Here is a 23,764-nt window from a genome sequence, read left to right on the forward strand (position 1 = left end):
CATGCACTGTGCGCCGCATAGACGAGGCGCAGGAGGTAAGTGCGATGTCTGCTCCGGCAACTCAACGTTCCACCGCCCAGGTTTCAGTGAACTCAGACGTTCACGAATTCGACGGGCCACCACATACAAATGCTCTCGACTTCCTCCGCGGAGTCGGCCTCACCGCAGCCAAAGAAGGCTGCGCCGAAGGCGAATGCGGGGCCTGCGCGATCATGGTCGCCCGCCCCGATGCCGATGGCTCAACCCGCTGGACATCGATCAACTCGTGCCTGCTGCCTGCCGCCGCACTCGACGGCCAGGAAGTCATCACGGCAGAAGGCCTCGCCGACGGTGAGTCCGTCCACCCCGTCCAGGAAGAGATGGCCGTGCGCGGCGGATCCCAATGCGGATACTGCACCCCCGGCTTCATCTGCTCGATGGCCGCCGAATACTACCGCCCCGAACGCGCCGACGACGCCGCAGAGGCCACCGCTGACGCAGATCATCACTGCGGTCCCAACGGCTTCGACATCCACTCCCTGTCCGGCAACCTCTGCCGCTGCACCGGCTACCGCCCCATCCGCGACGCCGCCTACGCACTCGGCCAGCCCGAACCCGGGGACACGATCGCCCAGCGTCGGCAGAATCCGGCACCCGCCTCGGCGAGCACCGACATCTACCGCCCGGACACAGCCACCGGTGAGACCGGACGTTTCCGTCGCCCCTCCACCCTCGCCGAGGCGCTGGATATCTTGGCGAGCGAACCCGAGGTTCTCGTGGTCGCCGGCGCCACCGACTGGGGTGTGGAGGTCAACATCAAGGGGGCACGGGCGAAGTCGATGCTGGCCATCGACCGTCTGCCCGAGCTGCGCGGCATCCGCCGCACTCCCGAGTACATCGAACTCGGTGCCGCTCATACCCTGAGCGAACTCGAACGCGAGCTCGCCGGTTCGATCCCGCTGTTGGGCAAGCTGATCCCGCAGTTCGCCTCCCGCCTCATCCGCAACGCCGCCACCATCGGCGGCAACCTCGGCACAGGCTCACCCATCGGCGACACCCCGCCGGCACTCCTGGCCCTGGACGCGCAGCTCGTGCTCACCTCGGCGATGGGATCTCGGGTCGTGGAGCTGGCTGAGTACTTCACCGGCTACCGGCAGACCGTGCGCGAGGCCGGTGAACTCATCACCGCCATCCGCATTCCGCTGCCGCTGGCACCCATGACCTCATTCCAGAAGATCGCGAAGCGCCGCTTCGACGACATCTCCTCGGTCGCCATCGGCTACGCGGTCACCGTCGACGGCGGGATCGTGACCAAGGCCAGACTGGGACTCGGGGGAGTCGCAGCCACCCCGCTGCGCGCCACTGCCACCGAAGCCCAGCTCGAAGGCTCACCCTGGAGCCTCGAAACCGTCCATGCAGCGGCAGAGACACTGGCCGCAGAAGGCACCCCGATGGATGATCACCGGGCAAGTGCGAAATATCGGACCGCGATGCTGCGGTCCTCATTGGAACGCTTCTATGCCGAACAGGAGGCAGCACGATGAGCCACCTCTCACAGCGACCCACCGACCCCATCGTCGGCGAGTCCCATCACCACGAAAGCGCCTTCGGTCACGTCACCGGAGCGGCCCTCTACACCGATGACCTCGTGGGACGCCTCGCAGGAGTCCTCCACGCCTATCCCGTACAGTCCACCCAGGCGCACGCGAAACTGGGCAAGGTCGACATCGAGCCCGCCTATCAGGTGCCCGGAGTCGTCCGCGTCATCACCGCGGCAGACGTCCCCGGAGTCAACGACCAGGGCGTCAAACACGATGAGCCGATGCTGCCCGTCGACGAAGTGATGTTCTTCGGCCAGCCCATCGCCTGGGTCCTCGGCACCGACTTGGAGGCGGCGAAGGCCGGAGCCGCGACAGTGGTCGTGGACTACGAGCCACTGCCCTCGCTGGTCACTGTGCGTGAGGCGATCGATGCGCAGAGCTTCCACGGTGTCCAGCCCGTCATCGACAAGGGTGACGCGGACGGCGCCTTCGCCGATGCCGCGCACGTCTTCGAAGGCGAGTTCGAGTTCGCCGGACAGGAGCACTTCTACCTCGAGACCCAGGCCTCACTGGCCCACGTCGACGAGAGCGGACAGGTCTTCGTCCAGTGCTCGACGCAGCACCCCACCGAGACCCAGGACATCGTCTCCCACGTCCTCGGAGTTCCCGCCCACGAAGTGACCGTGCAGTGCCTGCGCATGGGCGGCGGCTTCGGCGGCAAGGAAATGCAGCCCCACGGCTACGCCGCACTCGCGGCCCTCGGCGCGAAGCTCACCGGTCGCCCGGTGCGCCTGCGACTCAACCGCACGCTCGACATCACCATGACCGGCAAGCGCCACGGCTTCCACTCCTCGTGGAAGATCGGCTTCACCGACGAGGGCAAGATCCTCGCCCTCGACGCGACGCTGACCGCCGACGGCGGGTGGAGCCTCGACCTGTCCGAGCCCGTGCTCACCCGCGCCATGTGCCATATCGACAACGCCTACTGGGTGCCCAACATCCGGGTGGCCGGACGCATCGCGAAGTGCAACAAGACTTCACAGACGGCCTTCCGCGGATTCGGCGGACCCCAGGGCATGCTCGTGATGGAGGACATCCTCGGCCGAGTCGCCCCGAAACTGGGACTCAGTGTCCGCGAACTGCGCCGCCGCAACTTCTACTCCGCCGGCCAGGACACCCCCTACTACCAGCCCGTGCGCCATCCCGAACGGATGGAAGCCGCCTGGGACCAGCTCCTGACCTCCGCCGAGGTGGAGGCTCGGGAAGCTGAGATCGCAGAATTCAATGCCCGGAACGAGAACGTCAAACGCGGGCTCGCTCTGACCCCGGTGAAGTTCGGGATCTCGTTCAACCTCACCGCCTTCAACCAGGGTGGGGCCCTCGTGCTCGTGTACAAGGACGGTTCCGTCCTCGTCACCCACGGCGGCACCGAAATGGGGCAGGGCCTGCACATGAAGATGCTGCAGGTCGCGGCCACCACCCTCGGTGTGCCCCTGTCCACGGTGCGGCTTGCGCCCACGCGCACGGACAAGGTTCCCAACACCTCGGCGACGGCGGCGAGCTCCGGCACCGACCTCAACGGCGGTGCGGTCAAGGACGCCTGCGAGCAGATTCTGGGCCGTCTGACTCAGGTCGCCGCCGGGATCCTCGGGGCTCCGGCACACGAGGTCAGCGTCAGCCGCGGCATCGTCAGCGCCCTGTCATCGAAGAAGACGGTGACCTGGGAAGAGCTCATCAACGCCGCCTACTTCCAGCGGATCCAGCTCTCGGCCTCCGGGTTCTACCGGACCGAGGGACTGCACTGGGACCTGTCGCTGATGACCGGTGAGCCCTTCAAGTACTTCGCCTACGGCGCTGCCGCGAGCGAGGTCGAGGTCAACCGCTTCGACGGCTCCTACCGGCTGCGCCGCGTCGACATCGTCCATGATGTCGGCGACTCGCTCTCGCCGCTCATCGACTTGGGCCAGATCGAGGGCGGCTTCGTTCAGGGCGCCGGGTGGCTGACCTTGGAGGACCTGCGCTGGGACGAATCTGACAAGCCCAGCCGGGGACGCCTGGCGACCCAGGCCGCGAGCACGTACAAGATCCCGAGCTTCTCCGAGGCACCCGAGGTCTTTAACGTCTCGCTGCTGGACAAGGCCCACGAAGAGGGCGCGGTCTACGGTTCGAAAGCCGTGGGCGAACCCCCGCTCATGCTCGCCTTCTCCGTCCGCGAGGCACTGCGCGATGCCGTGGCCGCCTTCGGCGAGCCAGGCCGATCCGTGGAGCTGAACTCGCCGGCCACACCCGAATCCGTGTTCTGGGCCATCGAATCGGTGCGCTCGCCAGTCGCCAGCGATGCTTCCGTGCCTGGTGATGCTGCGCAGGGGAGCCCAGAAGGCATCAGTGTCCCGTCATGACCTGGATGGACACAGCAGCCGAGCTTCGCAGGGCTCGAGTGCCGGCCGTCCTCGTCACTCTCGCCTCGGTCCGCGGGCATGCCCCGCGTGAGGCCGGCGCGAAGCTGATCGTCACCGCCGATGACCTGCATGGGACCATCGGCGGCGGCAATCTCGAGATGACGGCCGTTACTCGAGCCCGCGAGATCCTCACGGCCGAGTCGGACTCCGAACCGGAGATGCTCACGCTGCGGCTCAACGACAAGGCACCGGCCAAGTACGGACGTCAGTGTTGCGGGGGAGAGGTCAGCGTTCTGCTCGAACCGCTGCCCGTTCCCGCCTCGGTGGCGATCTTCGGTGCCGGCAACATCGGACTCGAACTCACCCGGATCCTGGCCCGCCACGACATCGACGTCCACGTCAGCGACTCCCGTCCCGAGCACCTTGAGGAGCTCGACCGACTGGAGCCGTCAGTGGCGCAGATCCACCGCGAGTTCGCCGTCGTCGGCGAGGAGGTGCTCGTCGGGCTGCCCGCGGGCACCCACGTGCTCATCATGACCCACGACCACGCCGAGGATCTCCACCTCTGCGATGCCGCACTGACCCGCGGCGACCTCGGCTCCATCGGCCTCATCGGGTCGAGCGCCAAATGGCAGCGCTTTCGGAAGAATCTCGTTGCCGAGGGCCACACACCCGAGACCGTCGACACCATCGACTGCCCCATCGGCCTCCCAGACCTGCCCGGCAAGCAGCCAGCGACGATCGCGCTCAGCGTCGCCGCCGACCTCCTGCGCCGCATGGGCTGAGCCTCTCGACAGACCGACTTTTTCACCTTTCAAGGAGTACCCCTATGTTCATCTACCGCGCCCGTGTCTTCGACACACCGACCGACCCCTTCAGCGGGGGAAGCCTGCGCTCTGAGTCAGACGTCGCACTCGTCGTCGATGACGGACTGATCATCGCCCGCACCGATTTCGCGAGTGCGACCGCGGACCATCCCGACGCCGAGGTGGTCGACCTCCGTGCTGGTGTCCTCATCCCCGGACTCATCGACACCCACGTCCACTACCCGCAGATCCGTGCCATCGGCTACCTCGGCAAACCCCTGCTCGACTGGCTCGACCACTGCGCCCTGCCCGAAGAGGCGAAGCTGGGCGATCACGACTATGCCTCGGCCCTGGCCGGCGAGTTCCTCACCGGACTGACCTCGGCGGGGACCACCTCGGCGATGGTCTTCGGTTCGCACTTCGCCACCGCGATGGACACCTTCTTCACCCAGGCCGCCGAGGTGGGTCTGCGGATCACATCGGGACTGGTCACCAGCGACACGATCCTCCCGGAACCGCTGCTGACGAGCGTGGAGAGATCCGTGTCCGAGAGCCAGGACCTCATCGATCGTTGGCATGGGAAGGGCCACCTTCGGTACGCGGTGACTCCGCGCTTCTCGTTCTCCGCCGGTCAGGAGCTGCTGGCGGCCGGCGGGCAGCTGGTGGCCGACAACCCGGGCATCTGGGTGACCTCGCACCTCAACGAGAACCGCGACGAGATCGCCGGTGTCGCCGAGAAGTTCCCCGAGGCACTCGACTACCTCGACACCTACGATCGGGCCGGCCTGCTCAATCGGCAAACGATCCTGGCCCACAACGTCCACCCGAGCGACCGCGAACTGGCACGGATGGCTGAAGTGGGGGCCGCCTCGGCGCACTGCCCGACCTCGAACTCGAACCTGGCCAGCGGTTTCTTCCCGCTGCGCCGACACATCGAGGCCGGGGTCCGTGTGGCACTGGGCTCCGACGTGGGCGCGGGAACCGGATTCTCACTGTTCAAGGAGGGTGTCCAGGCCTACTTCATGCAGCAGCTCGATCCCTCCGGCGGTCTGCCGCTGAGTTCGGCACATCTGCTGCACCTGGCCACTGCGGCCGGCGCCGAGGCACTGGAACTGAGCGACCAGGTCGGGGACCTGTCCGAGGGCAAGCGCTTCGATGCCGCCTACATCCAGCCGACCGCTGGCCAGCCGCTGGCCGTGGGGCTTGAGCACGCCAGCAGCGATGACGATGCCCTGGCGAAGATCTTCGCCATGGGAACCCCGGCCGACATCGCCCAGGTGTGGGTCGACGGTCGGCTCGTCAAGGGCTGAGGATCAGCGGTGGTTGTCTGAATCGCTGGTGACCACCTGCTTGACGCTGGCGGTGTCGACGATGTCTCCGCAGTCGATCGCGGCTTGGATCTCCTCGGCCTGCTCATCGGGTACGAGCGGGATCTCCTCGCCGTCGCAGTCGACGAACTTCCCATCGATGAACTGATCGCCCTCGCGCAGATCCTTGAGGTTCAAGGGCGTGAGGAAGCGTGCCGGCTTCGCGGCGTAGACGGAAGCGTTGGTCGAGTTGCCGAAGCGCAGCTCGTTGAACAGGAGGTTGAGCAGCACCGCCATGATCGCGGCCGAGGAGATTCCCGAGTGGAAGATCGTCTGCACCCAGGACGGGAAGTGCTCGTAGAAGTCGGGCTTGACCACGGGGACGAGGGCGAAGGCGAGGGACGCGGAGACGATGATGAGGTTCATATTGCCCTCGAACTTCACCTCCTTGAGGTTGCGGATGCCTGATCCCGACACGGTTCCGAAGAGGATGAAGCCGGCGCCGCCGAGGACGGGCATCGGCACCGCAGCGACGACCTGACCGAGCACGGGCATGAGCCCCAGGAGGATGAGGATGACGCCGCCCGCGGAGACGACGAAGCGGGAGCGGACTCCTGTCAGCGCCACGAGGCCCACGTTCTGCGCGAAGGCCGATTGGGTGAAGGAGCCGAAGAAGGGTGCGATGACCGAGGAGGCCATGTCGGCGCGCAGGCCGGCCGCGACCCGCTTCTTGTCGACCGGGGTGCCGATGATCTCGCCGACGGCCAGCACATCGGCCGCGGTCTCGGTCTTGATGACGAGGATGACGATGAGCATCGACCCGATCGCTGCGAGGTCGAAGGTCGGTGCGCCGAAGGGCAGCAGACCCGGGATCGCCACGGGGGCACCCTGCCCGACCTCGGAGAAGTCGGTCATGCCCATGGCGGCACCGATGCCCGTGCCGATGATGAGACCGAGCAGAATCGACAGCCGCGAGATGGCGGCCGAGCCGACCTTGCTCAGCAGCAGGATGACGGCGAAGGTGATGAAGGCCAGAGCGATGTTCTGCACTGAGCCGTAGTCGGCAGCGGCCTCATCGCCGCCCATGGCCCAATTGGCCGCCGTCGGGATGAGCGTGAGTCCGATGGCAGTGATGACGACCCCGGTGACCACGGGTGGGAAGAAGCGGATGATCCGCGCGAAGAACGGGGCGACGACGAAGCCGATGACGCTGGCGACGATGACCGCGCCGAAGATGTCGCTGAGACTGCCGCCGCCGGTGAGAATGGCGAGCATCGTCGCGACTCCGGCAAAGGAGACGCCCTGGATGAGCGGCAGCTTCGATCCGACGAGGGGGAAGCCGATGCTCTGGATGAGTGTGGCGATGCCGCCGACGAAGAGGCTGGCGGTGACCAGCGCGACGAGCTGATCGCCATCGACTCCGGCTGCCTTGCCGATGATGAGGGGCACCGCGATGATGCCGCCGTACATCGTGAGGACATGCTGGAGCCCGTATGCGAAGAGCTTGGGCACAGGGAGCCACGCGTCTTCGGGTCGCTTGGACCCGGGCGGGAGGGACTTCGTCGTCGATTTCTCGGTCATATCTCAGCCTTCCGGAGTAAGCCTCATTACTCTTCCGTATCGTGGATTCGATCTTCCACAAAGTGTGATCTCCACTACGTTCTGCCTCTTTTTCTGCGAAGTCAAATAGGGGATTCGGGTAGCTGGTTTCGGCGCTCGAGGCAAGTCTTCAGTGGTGTTCTGATTTCGAGGATCTCTGGCTTACCTGCCTCGGTGGGTTGACTCCGTCTCAGTTGCCTGCCTATGCTTGATTTCATCAAACGGAAATGAGTTTCCACAATACGGAAAACATGAATCCACACTCGCAGCGACGCGAAGGAGAATCCCATGACGACATTCGATTTCACCAATGCCGACAGCTACATCCTCAACTGCTCCACCCTGCTCACCGAGCTGCCCGTGATGGAGCGGGCGCAGGCGGCCAAGGATGCCGGCTTCAGCCAGGTCGAGTTCTGGTGGCCCTTCGACGGCAACCCCAGGCCCACCTCGGCGGAGGTCGATGAGTTCATCGCCTCGCTTGACAACGCGGGCGTCGAACTCAAAGGCCTGAACTTCTGGGCCGGGAACATGGCTGGCGGCGACCGCGGCATGGTCTCGATCAAGGGCGCCGAGGCCGACTTCGCGGCCAACGTCGACATCGTCGTCGAGATCGGCCGTCGCACCGGCTGCCGCGCCTTCAACGCCCTCTACGGTCTGCGCACCGAAGGCCAGACGCCCGAAGAGCAGGACGAGGTGGCCGTGGCCAACCTCAAGCTCGCCGCCGACGCCGTGGCCGCCATCGACGGCACCGTGCTCGTCGAACCCGTCTCCGGAGCCGAGGACTACCCGCTCAAGCGCGCCTCCGACGCCGCCGAGGTGGTCGATCGGGTCCGTGCTCAGGGCGTTGCCAACATCGCCGTCCTCGCCGACTTCTTCCACATGTCGATCAACGGCGACGACGTGGCCGCGGTCATCGAGGCCGACGCCGCGAAGTTCGGACACATCCAGATCGCCGACGCCGCCGGCCGCGGAGCACCCGGAACGGGCGAACTGCCCCTGCAGGACTGGATCAACCGCTCCTACGAACTCGGCTACACCGGCTCCATCGCCCTCGAATACAAGCAGGATCGCGCCACCGCATTCGAATGGCTCGCGAACTGAAACCGTCTCCACCTCCGACATTCCTCACCAGATAGGACACGAACATGAGCAAGACAATCGCATTCATCGGACTCGGAATCATGGGTCTGCCGATGGCCAAGAACCTCGTCAGCGCCGGCTTCACCGTCCGCGGCTACAATCGCTCGCCCGAGAAGGCCGCCGAGCTCGCGAAGGCAGGCGGTCAGGCCGCAGGCACCATCGCCGAGGCGGTCGACGGTGCCGATGTCATCATCACCATGGTCCCGGACTCGCCCGACGTCGAAGACGTCCTCACCCGTGAGGACGGCATCCTCGCCCACGCCAAGTCCGGCGCGTACTGGATCGACAACTCGACCATCCGCCCCGACGTCGCCAAGAACCTCTCCGCTCAGGCAGCTGAGAAGGGGCTCAAGCCTCTCGACGCACCGGTCTCCGGTGGCGAAGCTGGCGCGGTCAGCGGTGCGCTGTCGATCATGGTCGGCGGAGACCAAGCCGACTTCGACGCCGTGGTCGATGTCTTCGATGCCGTCGGCAAGACCATCGTCCTCGTCGGACCCTCGGGCTCGGGGCAGACCGTGAAGGCCGCGAACCAGCTCATCGTCGCCGGCAACATCGAACTCCTTGCCGAAGCAGTCGTCTTCCTCGAGGCCTACGGAGTCGAGACCACCTCGGCGCTGCAGGTCCTCGGCGGGGGACTGGCCGGATCGAAGGTTCTTGAGCAGAAGGGCCAGAAGATGCTCGACCGCTCCTTCGATCCCGGGTTCCGCCTGGCACTGCACCACAAGGACATGGGCATCGTCACCGCAGCTGCCCGCGAAGCCGGCGTCGCGATCCCACTCGGATCGGCCGTCGCCCAGCTTGTGGCCTCGACCGTCCAGCAGGGCAACGGGGGACTCGACCACTCGGGTCTGTTCACCGTCGTCGAGCAGCTCTCGGGCAAGAAATAATCCCCACCACTATCCGGACCGGCGACAGCGTCGTCGCCGGTCCACTGAACTTCGGTCCTTGACTGGGCCACTGAAACGAAGGAAGAACAATGACACGTATGCGCGCAGTTGACGCAGTGGTGCTCATCCTCGAAAAGGAAGGCGCCACGGAAACATTCGGCCTGCCGGGCGCGGCCATCAACCCGCTGTACTCGGCGATGAAGGCCCACGGCGGAATCCGCCACACACTGGCCCGCCACGTCGAAGGGGCCTCCCACATGGCCGACGGGTACACACGGGCAGCGGCCGGGAACATCGGCATCTGTCTCGGCACCTCGGGACCGGCCGGCACCGACATGATCACCGGACTCTACGCCGCAGCCGCGGACTCGCAGCCCATCCTGTGCATCACCGGACAGGCTCCCGTCGCGGTCCTCGACAAGGAGGACTTCCAGGCCGTGGACATCGCCTCCATCGCGAAGCCCGTGACCAAGATGGCCAAGACCGTGCTCGAGGCCGGTCAGGTCCCCGGGGTCTTCCAGTCGGCCTTCCAGCTGATGCGCTCGGCCCGTCCCGGACCGGTGCTCATCGACCTGCCGATCGATGTCCAGCAGACCGAGATCGATTTCGACATCGACACCTACGAACCGTTGGTGCCATCGAAGCCGGCGGCAACCTCGGCGCAGGCGGAGAAGGTCCTCGACCTCATCGCAGCGGCGAAGCACCCGCTCATTATCGCCGGCGGCGGCATCTTCAACGCCGATGCCGCGGACAAGCTCGTCGAATTCGCCGAGGCGACCTCGATCCCGGTCTCGCCGACCCTGATGGGCTGGGGCGCGATTCCGGACGACCACCCGCTGCAGGCAGGCATGGTCGGCATCCAGACCCACGTGCGCTACGGCAATGCCTCGTTCCTGGAATCCGACCTGGTCATCGGCATCGGCAACCGCTGGGCCAACCGTCACACCGGTGACCTGGGGGTCTATCGCAAGGGCCGGAAGTTCGTCCATATCGACATCGAGCCGACCCAGATCGGGCGCGTGTTCTCACCCGACTACGGTGTCGTCTCCGATGCCGGAGCCGCCCTCGATGCTCTGCTCACGGCCGCACGCGGTCGCAGCGGCGGCGCGAGCCTGCCGGACTTCACCGGCTGGGCCGGCGAGTGCACGGATCGGAAGTCCACCGAGCACCGCAAGACCAACTACACGGACATGCCGATCAAGCCGCAGCGCGTCTACCAGGAGATGAACGCTGCCTTCGATGAGGACGTGACCTATGTGTCGACGATCGGTCTGAGCCAGATCGCCGGGGCGCAGATGCTCCACGTGTACAAGCCGCGCCACTGGATCAACGCGGGTCAGGCCGGACCCTTGGGCTGGACCGGACCGGCCGCGCTGGGTGTGGCGAAGGCCAAGCCGGATGAGACCGTGGTCGCGCTCTCCGGTGACTACGACTTCCAGTTCATGATCGAGGAGCTCGCCGTCGGTGCGCAGCACAAGATCCCGTACCTGCATGTCGTCGTCAACAACTCCTACCTAGGCCTGATCCGTCAGTCACAGCGCGGCTTCGACATGGACTACGAGGTGTCGTTGGCCTTCGAGAACATCAACTCCTCGGGTGAGGCCGCGAGCTACGGCGTCGACCATGTGGCCGTCGCACAAGGCTTGGGCTGCAAGGCGCTGCGCGTCGAAGACCCCGAGCTCATCGGCGAGGGGCTGCGGGTGGCGAAAGAGCTCATGAGTGAGCACCAGGTGCCAGTGGTACTCGAGGTCATCCTCGAGCGCGTCACGAACATCTCGATGGGGGCCGCCCTCGACGCGATCAACGAGTTCGACGTCCTCGCCCAGACTCCGGCAGATGCGCCCACCGCGCTGACGCCGATGGGTGAACTGGCCGCGGCGAAGTAGTTGGGGCGCGGCCGGCGCGGCGCGGTTCAGTAGCCGCGCCAGATGTCGGCTGCACCACAATTGGTATACCATAGTCCCGGGAGCGTCGGAGGGTTGGTTCCGACACTCCCGGGACTTGTCTGACATGCTTGGCGAGACACGTCGCAGCAGACATCGGGCATCGATGCCGTGGAAACGACCGGGATCGATGCCGAGCAGAGAACTTGGCCTGCGGGCCGATGAAACGAGGAGGATGCATGAACGTCGATGACGCCGGTACACAGGGTCCTGACCAGGACTTCGACCTGATCATTCGGGCACAGCGGGCAGTTCTGCCCGAGGGCGTGAGCGCGGCCGAGATCGGCGTTCGTGCGGGCAAGATCGTCGAGGTCGCCACCGGGGGAGCGGTGCTCAGCGGTGCCGCCTCGGCGGATGCGAAGGTTGTCGACGTCGATGAGTCGCAGGTTCTCCTGCCCGGGCTCGTCGATTCGCACGTGCATGTCAATGACCCGGGCCGCAGCGAATGGGAAGGCTTCGCCAGCGCCACCCGCGCCGCAGCCGCCGGCGGGGTGACGACGATCGTCGACATGCCGCTGAACTCCCTGCCGCCGACCGTCAACGTCGAATCCCTCGACATCAAGCGCGAAGTAGCCGCATCCAAGGCATTCATCGATGTCGGCTTCTGGGGCGGGGCGATCCCCGGCAATACCGGTGACCTCAAGCCCCTCTTCGACGCGGGCGTCTACGGTTTCAAGTGCTTCCTCGAAGACTCGGGAGTCGATGAGTTCCCACCGCTGGAGCCAGATGAGCTGCGCGCCGATCTGGCCGAGCTCGCGAAGTACGACGGCCTGCTCATCGTCCACGCCGAGGACCACTCGGTCATGGCCGAGGCCCCGAAGAACTCGGGCCGCAAGTTCAGCGACTTCCTCGCCTCCCGCCCGCGCGAGGCCGAGAACGTCGCGATCGCACGGGTCATCGAGGCCGCCCGCGAGACCGGTGCCCGCGCCCACATCCTGCACCTGTCATCGGCAGATGCGCTGCCGCAGATCGCCGCGGCCAAGGCCGAGGGCGTGAAGCTCACCGTTGAGACCTGCCCCCACTACCTCGTGTTCACCGCCGAGGAGATCCCGGACGGAGCGACGACGCACAAGTGCTGCCCGCCGATCCGTGAGGAATCCAACCGCGAGGCCCTGTGGCAGGGCCTGGTCGACGGCACGATCGACTGCATCGTCTCCGACCATTCGCCCTCGACGGCCGAACTCAAACTGCTCGACACCGGCGACTTCGGGGCAGCCTGGGGCGGAATCTCCTCGCTGCAGCTGGGTCTCTCCCTTGTATGGACCGAGGCTGCCAAGCGCGGCATCGACCTCGCCGAGGTGGTGGCCTGGATGTCCAGTGCCCCCGCCTCCGTCGCCGGAGTGGAGAACAAGGGCGCGATCGCGCTCGGCAACGACGCGGACTTCGCAGTCTTCGCTCCCGACGAGGAGTGGACGGTCGCAGCAGCTGAGCTCTACCACCGCAACCAGATCAGCGCCTACGACGCCCGCACCGTCCGCGGCGCCGTCAAGCAGACGATCCTCCGCGGCGCCCCCGTGAACTTCGACGAGCCCCAGGGCCACCTCCTCCGCGCCCGCTGAGGCGCGCCTCGCAAGGGGCTTCATCGTTACAGCAACCTTCCGGGCGCTGAGCAACCTTTAGCGGGGTTGCTCAGCGCCCGGAAGGTTGCTCAGTTTGATGACGCGAAGCATTCGGGTTGCTGAGGTACGAAGTTGTTGCTGACGATACGACCACCTCTGTGCACAGGTTTATCCACAGAATCGCGGAATATGTTGCTGTTTGCTGTTGAATGATGCAATTTAGTTGTTATGTATGCGCACATCACCGCCGCACGTCTGGTTCGCTTGGGATTCTCTCGAGAGGAAATCCGGCGAGCGCTGCGCTGCTGCCTGCGCAGGGTGGCGCGAGGCCGATATGTCACCGAGTTCGTCTGCGCTGATGCAGCTCATAGCGAGCTTTGGGAATCGATCAAGAGCGGTTCCAGCAGTGAGTTCGTCCAATTCGGGGATATCCGGGACCAGGTCGAGAGACTCAAGGTACTCATCCGGGCTCGAGCAGAGCATCTTCAGGAGGGTCTGCTCAGTCGGCGTACTCCACGTGGAGGAGAAATCTTCAGCCACCTGTCCGCAGCGCTCATCCATGAACTGCCCGTGAGCTCCCTCAGCGAGCATCGGGTGGAAGTTGTACGGCCAAAGGTCAGCCGCACTTATACCAATCTGCGGGTCCGGCGTCGTTTGATACCTCAAACCCAGATGGTCAAGATCGGCATATATGCAGTGACCTCACTGGAGCGGTCGCTCATCGACGTAGCGCGTGACTATCCGCTGAGCGTCTCAGTGCCGATGCTCGACCATGCTTTGCGCTGTGGCTCTGCAGATCTCGACGATGTGAGCACGGTTGTCTCTGCCTGCGTTGAGATAGAGGGTTCGCGAAATGTGGAGAACGCTCTTGAGCTAGCCGACGGTCGTCGGGAATCCGTCGCCGAATCGGTCTGTGCTGTGCGATTCTACGAGTTCGGAATTGTCGGATTCCTCCCACAGGTGAACATCTTCGACACTGCCCGGAACTGGTTGGGACGAGTCGACTTCTGCCATGAGAAGGCCAAGATCATCGTCGAGGTCGACGGAATGGGTAAGTACGGACTCGGCTCCGGGGATCCGAAGAAGGAGATCGAGAAGGAGAAGCTGCGGGAGTCGGCCCTCAGCGCCGCGGGCTATCTGGTGATCCGGTTGACCTGGAGGCAGCTCTACCGATCAGAGCTCTTCCATCACATCCTCAATGCAACTGCCACGCGGCTCTCGTCGAACTGAGCAACCTTTCGGGCGCGTAGCAACCTCGCTAAAGGTTGCCAAGCGCCGGGAAGGTTGCTCAGTTGTGTAACGAGGCTGTGGCTCAGGCGCCGAGCTTCTCGCGGAGGCGGGCGACGTGGCCGTCGGCGTCGACGTTGTATTCGACGTCGGAGAGGGTGCCGTCTTCGGCGATGACGAAAGTAGAGCGCAGCGTGCCTTCGAAGGTGTTGCCGTTGATCGTCTTCTCACCAAACGATCCGTAGGTCTGCGCGAGTTCTGCACCCGGGTCAGAGAGCAGTGGGAAGGTCAGCTGCTGGTCGTCCGTGAACGCCTGCAGTGCCTCAGCGTCGTCGGGGGAGACCCCGAGCACCTGGAATCCTGCAGCGGCCAGGGACGAGAGGTTGTCGCGGAAGTCGCAGGCCTCTGTCGTGCAGCCGGGTGTTGCGGCCTTCGGGTAGAAGTAGAGGATGACCTTCTGCCCGGCGAAGTCCGCCTTCGAGTAGGTCTTTCCGCTGGCATCGGCCAGGGAGAAATCCGGTGCGGTCTGTCCGACTTCGAGCTGTGTCGCCATGATGATGCGTCCTTTCGTAGATGACTGCTTGTGATGGTGATGGTCAGTTCTGTTGCGCGCCCGCGACGCCTGCGCGCGTACCTGCGCCCACGAGCGCGCACGCGTGAGCCGCCGTGGCTTCGATGAGCTCCTCGGCGCGGCCGGAGAGCTCGGCAAGGTCGGCCGGGCCCTGCGCGATCGACAAGGCCGCGGTGATGCCGGCCTCGCGGCATTCGGCGGGGCTGAGGGCGACGCGGCCTGCGACGACGATGATCCTCGCCGAGGCGGGGGCATAGTCGCGTACGGCCGCGACGACCTTCCCACCCAGGGACTGGGAGTCGAAGGATCCTTCGCCCGTGAGCACGATATCGGCGGCGGCCAGGGCCTCGGTCAGCCCCACAGCCTCGGCGACCATCGTCGACCCGGGCACCACCTCGGCGCCTACTAGGCTCGTCAGAGCCAGCGGGATGCCACCGGCGGCACCGAAGCCCGGTGTCGCCGCAAGCGACGACGCTTCCGCTGGCGAGTCGGCGAGCACCTCGGCGAGGTGGGCCAGACCGGAGTCGAGGACGGCAACGGACGCGGCATCGGCGCCCTTCTGCGGACCGAAGACCGCGGCAGCTCCACGGGTGCCGGTGAGCGGATTGTCGACGTCGACGGCGATGCGCCAGCGGACCTGAAGGGCACGCGGATCCAGCGCTGAGGCATCGACGGCGGCCAGGGCCGACAGCCCACCGCCACCGGGAGCGATGGGGGCACCGGAGGAGTCAGTGAAGGCTGCGCCCAGGGCCATGGCGATGCCGACGCCGCCATCGGTGCTCGCCGAGCCCCCGATGCACAGCAGGATCTCTTCGACCCCCTGGTCCAGGACGTGGCGGGCGATGAGGCCCACGCCGTAGGTGTCGGCGCGCTCGGGTGCGAGGGCGACGTCGGAGACCTGGGGGAGGCCGTTGGCCTGAGCGGCCTCGATGACCGCGGTCTTTCCATCGGCGGAGATGCCGAACAGGGCGGTCGTCGGCCGACCGAGGGCATCGACGACGTCGACCGATCGGGCCGGGGTGCCCCACACGGCGAGCAGTGCGTCGAGGGTTCCCTCGCCGCCGTCGGCGAAGGGCAGGTCGGTGATCTGCGAGTCGGGGAACACCTGGCGGGCACCGCGGGCGAGGGCGGCGGCGGCAGCGGGGGCGCCGGCCGAACCCTTGAAGGAATCGGGCGCGCAGACGATCGTGGGTGCTTCCATGCTCATGACGTCATTCAACCTCATTGTCGAGAAAACGATGGCCAAGTGCCCAGAACGCGGACTGCGCGAGGGACTCTGCCACCATTATCCGCTTTGTGGAATAACTTTTCCAAATCCAGCCGGAAGGAGCCGCCGGAGTCGACTCTGAAATTTGACTTAGCGCGAACCTGGGGTCAAACTCGAAGCAGTTAAATGGAAATAATCTTCCGTGATGTGAAACACATTCTCAGTGCTTGAGCATCTCGATTTTCTCAGGAGGTCAATGTGGACCTAAGCGAGTTCAATCAGCTGTCGACCGACGATGCCCGCGCGAGTCTGCGCCCGTGCCTGGACGTCGACCGGTGGATCGACGGGGTCGTCGCCGCACGTCCGTTCTCCACTGTGGAAGCCGCCCTCGAGGCCGCCCGCACCAGCGCCGCTCCGCTGACCGATGACGAGATCAATCAGGCCATGTCCCACCATCCCCGGATCGGTGAGAAGGCTGAAGGCTCGTCCGCCGAGGCGGCCCATTCCTCCCGTGAGCAGGCGGGCCTGGGAGCCCTTGACGGTGACGTCCAGGAACGACTCGCTGCAGGCAACGCCGCCTACGAAGAGCGCTTCGACCGCGTTTTCCTCATCCGCGCAGCCGGTCGCAGCCCCGAGGAGATCCTCGCCGAGCTGCAGCGCCGCATGGCCAACACCGACACCGACGAACTCGCCGAGGTCGGCGAGCAGCTGATCCAGATCGCCGCACTCAGACTCGAAGGAATCCTCGCATGAGCTTCATCTCCGCCCACGCCCTCGACTCCACACTCGGCACCCCTGCCGCCGACCTCGAGGTCACGCTCTACTCCGGCACCGAGGTGCTCGCCAATGCCCGCACCGACGGAAACGGTCGTGTCTCGGAATTCGGACCGGACCACCTCGGCGCCGGTGATTATCGGATCGTATTCGGTACCGGTGCCTACTTCGAGGCTCAGAGGCAGGATCATTTCCACCCCCAGGTCACGATCGACTTCACGGTCAAGGCGGGCGAGGCGCACTATCACATACCATTGTTGCTGAGTCCGTTCGCGTACAGCACCTACCGCGGCAGCTGAGCGGGCAGCACCACCCATAAGACATCAGGGGAAGCAGGCCCCCTGCAGGATCATGATCCTCAACAAACCGCCGAAGTTCGCTGGGTTCGACGCCCGGCAACCTCGCAAATCAATTGGTCACAGCGGCCATGTCGGACTCGGTGACGAGGCCGGCGCGGTTGCTGGCATAGCAACAGGAGCAAGAAGATGAGCAAGGTGAAACTGACAACGAATCAGTACGGCAAGGCGGAGAACCGTTTGATGAGGGTCTACCGTGACTCCGAACGTCACGAGATCCGCGACCTCAACGTCACCTCCCAGTTGTGGGGCGACTTCGAGACCGCACACACCGAGGGCAACAACGAACACGTCGTCGCCACCGACACCCAGAAGAACACGGTCTTCGCCAAGGCCAAGGAACTCGGAGTGACCTCACCCGAACAGTTCCTCCTCGGCCTCGGTGAGCACTTCACCTCCAGCTTCGACTGGGTCACCGGCGGACGCTGGGCAGCAGAAGAGTACGGCTGGTCGCGCATCAACGACCACAACCACTCGTTCTACAAGTCCGCGCCGGAGACCCGCACCGCGGTCCTGACCCGCGACGGCGACGCCAGCACCCTGATCTCCGGCTTCTACGGACTCACTGTGCTCAAGACCACCGAATCAGGCTTCGTCGGCTACCCGAAGGACAAGTACACGACCCTGCCGGAGACCGACGACCGCATCCTCGCCACCGACATCGCGACCCGCTGGATCTACAACACCACGGATCTCGACTTCGAGGGCGTGTACACGAAGGTCAAGGAGATCATCCTCGACTCGTTCACCGACCACTACTCGCATGCCCTGCAGCACACCCTGTACCAGATGGGTGAGAAGGTCATCGAGGCTGTGCCGGAGATCGACGAGATCCGCTTCTCCTGCCCGAACAAGCACCATTTCCTCTACGACATCGAACGCTTCGGACTGGAGAACCCGAACGAAGTGCTCATCGTCGCTGATCGCCCCTACGGGTTGATCGAGGCCACCTTCACCCGTGACGGTGTGGAGGAGAACAAGGACGCCTGGGCGCAGATCGCCGGCTTCTGCTGATAATTTCCATAGTCGGGTCCACGGGAAACACCTTCCCGTGGGCCTGACGTGTTTGAGAGGGAGAACTATGACCCAGGACACAACCTCGGCGATCCCGAGGGGAACCGGTGACGAAGAGATCGACGAGTGGCTCGAGTCCTGGGAGGGGCTTGTCAACCAGCGTGGAACCCTGCGCGCGGCCGAGATCATGGAGGCCCTGCGCCGCCGTGCCGCATCGAACTCGGTGGCCCAGCCGAAGGTCACGACCACGGACTATGTGAACACGATCCCGGCCGATCAGGAACCTGCCTACCCGGGCGATGAGCGCCTTGAGCGCAAGTACCGCAAATGGCTGCGCTGGAACGCCGCGATGCTCGTCCACCGGGCCCAGCGTCCCGAGATCTCCGTCGGCGGACACATCTCGACCTACGCCGGTGCCGCGACCCTCTACGAGATCGGGTTCAATAACTTCTTCCGCGGGCAGAACCACCCCGGCGGCGGCGACCAGGTCTTCTTCCAGGGCCACGCCTCACCCGGCATGTACGCCCGGGCCTACCTCGAGAACCGTCTCAGTGACAAGCAGCTCGACGGCTTCCGACAGGAGGCCTCGAAGGCACCTGACGGCCTGAGCTCCTACCCGCACCCACGCCTGATGCCCGACTTCTGGCAGTTCCCGACTGTGTCGATGGGCCTGGGACCGATCAACTCGATCTACCAGGCACAGATGAACCGCTATCTGCACAATCGCGGCATCAAGGACACCTCCGACCAGCGCGTCTGGGCCTTCCTCGGCGACGGCGAGATGGACGAACCGGAATCACGCGGTGCACTCCAGCTGGCCGCGAACGAGGGCCTGGACAACCTCACCTACGTCATCAACTGCAACCTGCAGCGACTCGACGGACCCGTGCGCGGCAACGGCAAGATCGTGCAGGAACTCGAAGCGGTCTTCACCGGCGCCGGCTGGAACGTCATCAAGGTGCTGTGGGGTCGCGAATGGGACGCCCTGCTCGACGCCGACCACACCGGCTCGCTGGTGCGGATCATGAACGAGACGCTCGACGGTGACTACCAGACCTTCAAGGCCGAGTCCGGCGGGTTCATCCGCGACAACTTCTTCGGTCGTTCACCGGAGACGAAGGGCCTCGTCGAGCACCTGAGCGACGACGACATCTGGAACCTCAAGCGCGGCGGCCACGACTACCACAAGGTCTTCGCCGCCTACCAGCAGGCAGTGAACACGACCGGCAAGCCGACCGTCATCCTTGTCCAGACGGTCAAGGGCTATGGCCTGGGCACGACCTTCGAGTCGCGCAACGCCACCCACCAGATGAAGAAGTTCACCGCCGCCGACGTCAAGGCCTTCCGCGACCGGATGGACATCCCGATCACCGACAAGGTCATCGACGAAGACCCCTACGCGGTGCCCTACTACCACCCGGGCAACGACGCTGAAGAGATTCAGTACATGCTCGAAAAGCGGAAGTCACTGGGCGGGTTCCTGCCCAACCGGAAGCCCGAGAACAGCAAGAAGACCCTGCCCGCGGTCTCCGACAAGGCCTTCTCGCAGACGAAGAAGGGCTCGGGCCACCAGCAGGCCGCGACCACGATGGCCTTCGTCCGCCTGCTCAAGGACCTCATGCGGGAGAAGGGGATCGGCAATCGGATCGTGCCCATCATCCCTGATGAGGCGCGCACCTTCGGTATCGACGCGTTCTTCCCGACCGCGAAGATCTACAACCCGAACGGGCAGAACTACCTCGCCGTCGACCGCGAGCTGTTCCTGTCCTACAAGGAAGCGACCTCGGGTCAGCTGCTCCACGTCGGCATCAACGAGGCCGGTGCCGCGGCAGGCTTCACGGCCGCCGGCACCGCGTACTCGACGCACGGCGAGCCGATGATCCCGATCTACGTCTTCTACTCGATGTTCGGCTTCCAGCGCACCGGCGATGCCTTCTGGGCCGCCGGTGACCAGATGACCCGCGGGTTCATCATCGGCGCCACCGCCGGACGCACCACGCTGACCGGTGAGGGACTCCAGCACGCCGACGGCCACTCGCCGGTGCTGGCCGCGACCAACCCGGCTGTGCGGATCTACGACCCGGCCTTCGGCTACGAAATCGGGCACATCATGCGCGATGGCCTGCACCGTATGTACGGCGAGCACGACCTCGGCGACGACGCCCGCAACGTCATGTACTACCTGACCGTGTACAACGAGCCGATGCTCCAGCCGGCCGAGCCGGAGGATGTCGACGTCGATGGGATCCTGCGCGGGATCCATCGCGTGGCAGAAGCCGGCACCGGCGCCGAGGCTGGGGCAGGGGATCGCCCGCAAGCTCAGCTGCTCGCGTCCGGAGTCGCAGTCCCGTGGGCCCTTGAGGCCCGTGGTCTGCTGGCCCAGGAATGGGGAGTGGACGCGGCTGTCTGGTCGGTCACCTCATGGGCCGAGCTGCGCCGCGACGCTCTGAAGTGCGAGGCCGAGAAGCTCGAGAACTTCGAGGCCGAGCCGCGTACGCCCTATGTGCGTGAGCGCCTGGGCTCCGAGGCCGGGCCGATTGTGGCAACGAGTGACTTCGACTCCACGCAGCCGGACCTCATCCGGCCGTTCCTCAAGCAGGACTTCGCAACCCTGGGTGCTGACGGATTCGGGTTCTCCGACACGCGTGCAGCAGCGAGGCGCCACTTCAAGATCGACGCCCACTCGATGGTCGTGCGCACCCTGCAGCTGCTGGCCGACCGCGGCGAGATCGCCCGCACGGTGCCAGTTGAGGCGGCGAAGAAGTACCGCCTGAACGAGGTCAACGCAGGAACCTCAGGAACCGCCGGAGGCGATTCCTGAGAAAGCAGCTCACTTGTTGGCTGATCAGCCTGGGCTGCTCAGCCTGAATGAGGCGAGACAACGCCGGAGCTCCGAGCCGACTGTGTGTGCACAGGGGGCTCGGAGCTCCGGCGTTGTCGCGAGGGCGGAAGGGGTGGCCCAGTGCATTCCGCGGCTGGAGAGTCTGGCTCAGGCGCCACGGCGCATGTCGTCCGAGATCGCCTCGGCGGCTGAGCGCAGCAGCGGGATGGCGCGATCTGAGAAGGCCTTGTCGACGCGGCTGATGGGTCCGGACACGGAGATGGCCAGGGGAGCGGGCGCCTCGGGGATCGACATTGCGAAGCAGCGCACACCCAGCTCCTGTTCCTGTTCATCGATGGAGTAGCCGCGGTCGCGGATGCGCTCGAGCTCGGTTTCGAGGTCGTCGACGGTGCCGATGCTGTACTGCGTGGGGGTGGGCATGCCCGCGGTCGTCACGATGTGACGCACCTGCTCGGAATCGAGGCCTGCGAGCATCGCCTTGCCCACTCCGGTGTCGTGCATATGGGCACGGCGGCCCACCTCGGTGAACATGCGCATCTGGTGCTGCGAGGCCACCTGGTCGACGTAGACGACCATGTCGCCGTCGATGGTCGCGACGTTCGCGGACTCGCCGAGTTCGTCCACGAGGGTCCGCAGGTAGGGACGGGCGATGGCACCCAGCTGGGCGCCGGCGAGGTTGCCGAGGCGAATGAGGCCCGGTCCCAGCGCATAGCCGCGGTTGGGCAGCTGACGCACCACGCCGAGGTTGACCAGAGTGTTGAGCAGGCGGTGGATCGTCGGCAGGGGGAGGCTGACCTCGGCGGCGATGTGGCTCAGGGTTGCCGACCCCGAGGAATTCGCGATGCATTCGAGGAGTCCGAAGGCGCGCTCGACGGATTGGACGCCGCCCTTCGTCTGGCGGATCGCAGGGGCCTTCGTGTCATTGCTGGTCATCCCAGTTCCTCTTCCTCGTCCATAGAAATTCGTGTTCGCGGATATGCCGGACAGGCTCGACGCTGAGTGCCGCCGGCTGAAAGCGCTGATCGCTGAGCAAGGGATCACTCAGCGAAACTGTCACTCAGTCTAGACCTGAAATGGAAGAAAGTTTCCGCTACAGAGCATTCTGGCTAGATTTTCCACTATACAGAAGATATTATCCGTAATACGGAAAAGACTTATCAGAGAGGATAACTCCCATGGCTGTTCCAAGCCCCGGATACTCAATCACTCTTCGCGTGGAGACCGCAGTCGGTCGGACATCGACGTCCGATCTCGTGGCCTCCGCCGCTGCAACCGGTGCCGCGATCACCGCCCTCGACGTCGTCGAGTCCACCCCGCATACGGTGATGATCGACGTCAGCGCCGATACCCGCGATGTCGCCCACGCCGACGAGGTGGCGGCCGCGCTCGGCGCGCTCGACGGCGTCGAGGTCCACAAGGTCTCCGACCGCACCTTCCTGCTCCACCTCGGCGGCAAGCTCGAATCCACCCCCAAGGTGCCGCTGCGCAACCGTGACGACCTCTCCCGCGCCTACACCCCGGGTGTGGCGCGTGTGTGCATGGCCATCGCGGAGAACAAGGCCGATGCCCGCAGGCTCACGATCAAGCGCAACACCGTCGCCGTCGTCACCGACGGCACCGCGGTCCTCGGCCTCGGCGACATCGGCCCCGAAGCCGCGATGCCCGTGATGGAAGGCAAGGCCGTCCTGTTCAAGCAGTTCGCCGGTGTCGACGCCTGGCCCGTGGCCCTGGATACGAAGGACACCGAGGAGATCATCTCGATCTGCAAGGCCATCGCCCCGGCCTACGGCGGCATCAACCTCGAGGACATCTCGGCACCGCGCTGCTTCGAGATCGAGGCCAGGCTCCGTGAAGAGCTCGACATTCCCGTCTTCCACGACGATCAGCACGGCACCGGCATCGTCACGCTGGCCGCGCTGAAGAACGCTCTCAAGGTCGTGGGCCGCAAGCTCGAGGATCAGCGCATCGTCGTCTCCGGCGTCGGTGCCGCCGGCAACGCGATCATCCGCCTGCTCCAGGTCGCCGGTGCCAAGAACATCATCGCCTGCGGACGCAACGGTGCGATCGGACCGAACTCGACCGTCGACACCGAGCACAAGGTGTGGCTGCAGGCCAACACGAACCCTGAGGGCTTCGAGGGCACGCTCAAGGAGGCCGTCGCGGGCTCTGACGTGTTCATCGGCGTCTCGGCCCCGAACGTGCTCGACGGCGCCGACATCCAGGCGATGAACAAGGACGCCCTCGTCTTCGCCATGGCCAACCCGGATCCCGAGGTCGACCCCGCCGAGGCGCTCAAGTACGCGGCCGTCGTGGCCACGGGACGCAGCGACTACCCGAACCAGATCAACAATGTGCTGGCCTTCCCCGGCATCTTCCGCGGACTCCTCGACGCCGAGGCCACCGACATCGACGAGAACATCATGGTCGCCGCAGCCGACGCGATCGCCTCGTGCATCCCGGAGGAGGAACTCCACCCCGGCTATGTGGTGCCCTCGGTCTTCGACCCAGAGGTGGCGACGAAGGTGGCGGCAGCGGTTGCGGCAGTCTCCTCCTGAACATGGACCGGTCTCCTGAAACGGGAGGCCGGTCGACGTTTTATGAGAGACAATGTGG

18 protein-coding genes are annotated in these 23,764 nt (G+C 65.3%); 14 read left to right on the forward strand and 4 right to left on the reverse strand.

All coding sequences use genetic code 11. The features are described 5' to 3' along the window. The first annotated feature begins 44 nt into the window (after positions 1-44). Genes PGC08_RS04495 through guaD form a run of 4 tightly spaced genes read left to right on the forward strand, consistent with a single transcriptional unit; the run spans position 45 to position 6,035 of the window. Complete coding sequence (locus tag PGC08_RS04495) at positions 45-1,523, forward strand: xanthine dehydrogenase small subunit (RefSeq protein WP_271709621.1); 1,479 nt, start codon at positions 45-47, stop codon at positions 1,521-1,523. Next, the gene (gene xdhB / locus PGC08_RS04500; protein ID WP_271709622.1) at positions 1,520-3,919 is read left to right on the forward strand and encodes a xanthine dehydrogenase molybdopterin binding subunit; all 2,400 of its coding nucleotides are present in this window, start codon (positions 1,520-1,522) and stop codon (positions 3,917-3,919) included. Before PGC08_RS04495 ends, xdhB begins: the two co-directional genes overlap by 4 nt. Further along, positions 3,916-4,704: a xanthine dehydrogenase accessory protein XdhC gene (gene xdhC, locus PGC08_RS04505; protein WP_164513944.1), complete on the forward strand. Its 789-nt coding sequence runs from the start codon at positions 3,916-3,918 to the stop codon at positions 4,702-4,704. The genes xdhB and xdhC overlap by 4 nt, the downstream gene beginning before the upstream one ends. 44 nt (positions 4,705-4,748) lie before the next feature. Further along, entirely contained in the window at positions 4,749-6,035 is a 1,287-nt protein-coding gene (gene guaD / locus PGC08_RS04510) for a guanine deaminase (protein WP_271709623.1), read from the forward strand. Between the two features lie 3 nt (positions 6,036-6,038). On the opposite strand, the gene PGC08_RS04515 is transcribed toward guaD, so the two are convergent. Then, positions 6,039-7,613: a nucleobase:cation symporter-2 family protein gene (locus PGC08_RS04515; RefSeq protein ID WP_271709624.1), complete on the reverse strand. Its 1,575-nt coding sequence runs from the start codon at positions 7,611-7,613 to the stop codon at positions 6,039-6,041. Positions 7,614-7,919: 306 nt separating this feature from the next. On the opposite strand from PGC08_RS04515, the gene PGC08_RS04520 reads away from it, so the two are divergent. The 5 genes from PGC08_RS04520 (at position 7,920) to PGC08_RS04540 (ending at position 14,390) form a co-directional block, all read left to right on the forward strand. Beyond that, positions 7,920-8,732 (forward strand): hydroxypyruvate isomerase family protein, encoded by an 813-nt coding sequence (locus PGC08_RS04520; RefSeq protein ID WP_271709625.1) that lies wholly within the window; start codon positions 7,920-7,922, stop codon positions 8,730-8,732. Positions 8,733-8,776: 44 nt separating this feature from the next. Continuing rightward, positions 8,777-9,658 (forward strand): 2-hydroxy-3-oxopropionate reductase, encoded by an 882-nt coding sequence (locus PGC08_RS04525; protein WP_096146568.1) that lies wholly within the window; start codon positions 8,777-8,779, stop codon positions 9,656-9,658. Positions 9,659-9,747: 89 nt separating this feature from the next. After that, positions 9,748-11,544, forward strand: a complete 1,797-nt coding sequence (gcl, locus tag PGC08_RS04530; protein WP_096146569.1) for a glyoxylate carboligase — start codon at positions 9,748-9,750, stop codon at positions 11,542-11,544. Between the two features lie 236 nt (positions 11,545-11,780). Further along, positions 11,781-13,160: an allantoinase AllB gene (gene allB / locus PGC08_RS04535; RefSeq protein WP_009883245.1), complete on the forward strand. Its 1,380-nt coding sequence runs from the start codon at positions 11,781-11,783 to the stop codon at positions 13,158-13,160. Positions 13,161-13,856: 696 nt separating this feature from the next. After that, positions 13,857-14,390, forward strand: a complete 534-nt coding sequence (locus PGC08_RS04540; RefSeq protein WP_271709626.1) for a DUF559 domain-containing protein — start codon at positions 13,857-13,859, stop codon at positions 14,388-14,390. Between the two features lie 82 nt (positions 14,391-14,472). Here the strand turns inward: PGC08_RS04540 and bcp are convergent, their stop codons facing one another. Both bcp and PGC08_RS04550 read right to left on the reverse strand, forming a co-directional pair. After that, entirely contained in the window at positions 14,473-14,940 is a 468-nt protein-coding gene (gene bcp / locus PGC08_RS04545; RefSeq protein WP_096168444.1) for a thioredoxin-dependent thiol peroxidase, read from the reverse strand. Between the two features lie 43 nt (positions 14,941-14,983). Next, the gene (locus tag PGC08_RS04550) at positions 14,984-16,159 is read right to left on the reverse strand and encodes a glycerate kinase (RefSeq protein WP_271710039.1); all 1,176 of its coding nucleotides are present in this window, start codon (positions 16,157-16,159) and stop codon (positions 14,984-14,986) included. A gap of 264 nt (positions 16,160-16,423) precedes the next feature. Here PGC08_RS04550 and uraD point away from each other — a divergent pair, with 264 nt between their 5' ends. The 4 genes from uraD (at position 16,424) to aceE (ending at position 21,130) form a co-directional block, all read left to right on the forward strand. Then, positions 16,424-16,918: a 2-oxo-4-hydroxy-4-carboxy-5-ureidoimidazoline decarboxylase gene (gene uraD, locus PGC08_RS04555; protein WP_009883240.1), complete on the forward strand. Its 495-nt coding sequence runs from the start codon at positions 16,424-16,426 to the stop codon at positions 16,916-16,918. Beyond that, entirely contained in the window at positions 16,915-17,238 is a 324-nt protein-coding gene (gene uraH, locus PGC08_RS04560; RefSeq protein WP_009883239.1) for a hydroxyisourate hydrolase, read from the forward strand. The genes uraD and uraH overlap by 4 nt, the downstream gene beginning before the upstream one ends. 186 nt (positions 17,239-17,424) lie before the next feature. Next, positions 17,425-18,309, forward strand: a complete 885-nt coding sequence (pucL, locus tag PGC08_RS04565; RefSeq protein WP_009883238.1) for a factor-independent urate hydroxylase — start codon at positions 17,425-17,427, stop codon at positions 18,307-18,309. Between the two features lie 67 nt (positions 18,310-18,376). Then, a complete protein-coding gene (gene aceE, locus PGC08_RS04570) occupies positions 18,377-21,130 on the forward strand; it encodes a pyruvate dehydrogenase (acetyl-transferring), homodimeric type (RefSeq protein ID WP_096160291.1) in 2,754 nt (917 codons plus the stop codon). Between the two features lie 168 nt (positions 21,131-21,298). Here aceE and PGC08_RS04575 read toward each other — a convergent pair whose 3' ends face one another. Then, positions 21,299-22,084, reverse strand: coding sequence for an IclR family transcriptional regulator (locus PGC08_RS04575; protein WP_009883236.1), 786 nt, complete (start codon positions 22,082-22,084; stop codon positions 21,299-21,301). A 242-nt stretch (positions 22,085-22,326) separates the two neighbouring features. On the opposite strand from PGC08_RS04575, the gene PGC08_RS04580 reads away from it, so the two are divergent. Continuing rightward, on the forward strand, positions 22,327-23,706 hold the full coding sequence (locus PGC08_RS04580; protein WP_096146570.1) for an NAD-dependent malic enzyme: 1,380 nt from the start codon (positions 22,327-22,329) through the stop codon (positions 23,704-23,706). The last annotated feature ends 58 nt before the right edge of the window (positions 23,707-23,764 follow it).

Origin of the sequence: Brevibacterium sp. BDJS002 (assembly GCF_028201555.1) — a bacterium.
Lineage (GTDB): Bacteria > Actinomycetota > Actinomycetes > Actinomycetales > Brevibacteriaceae > Brevibacterium > Brevibacterium aurantiacum.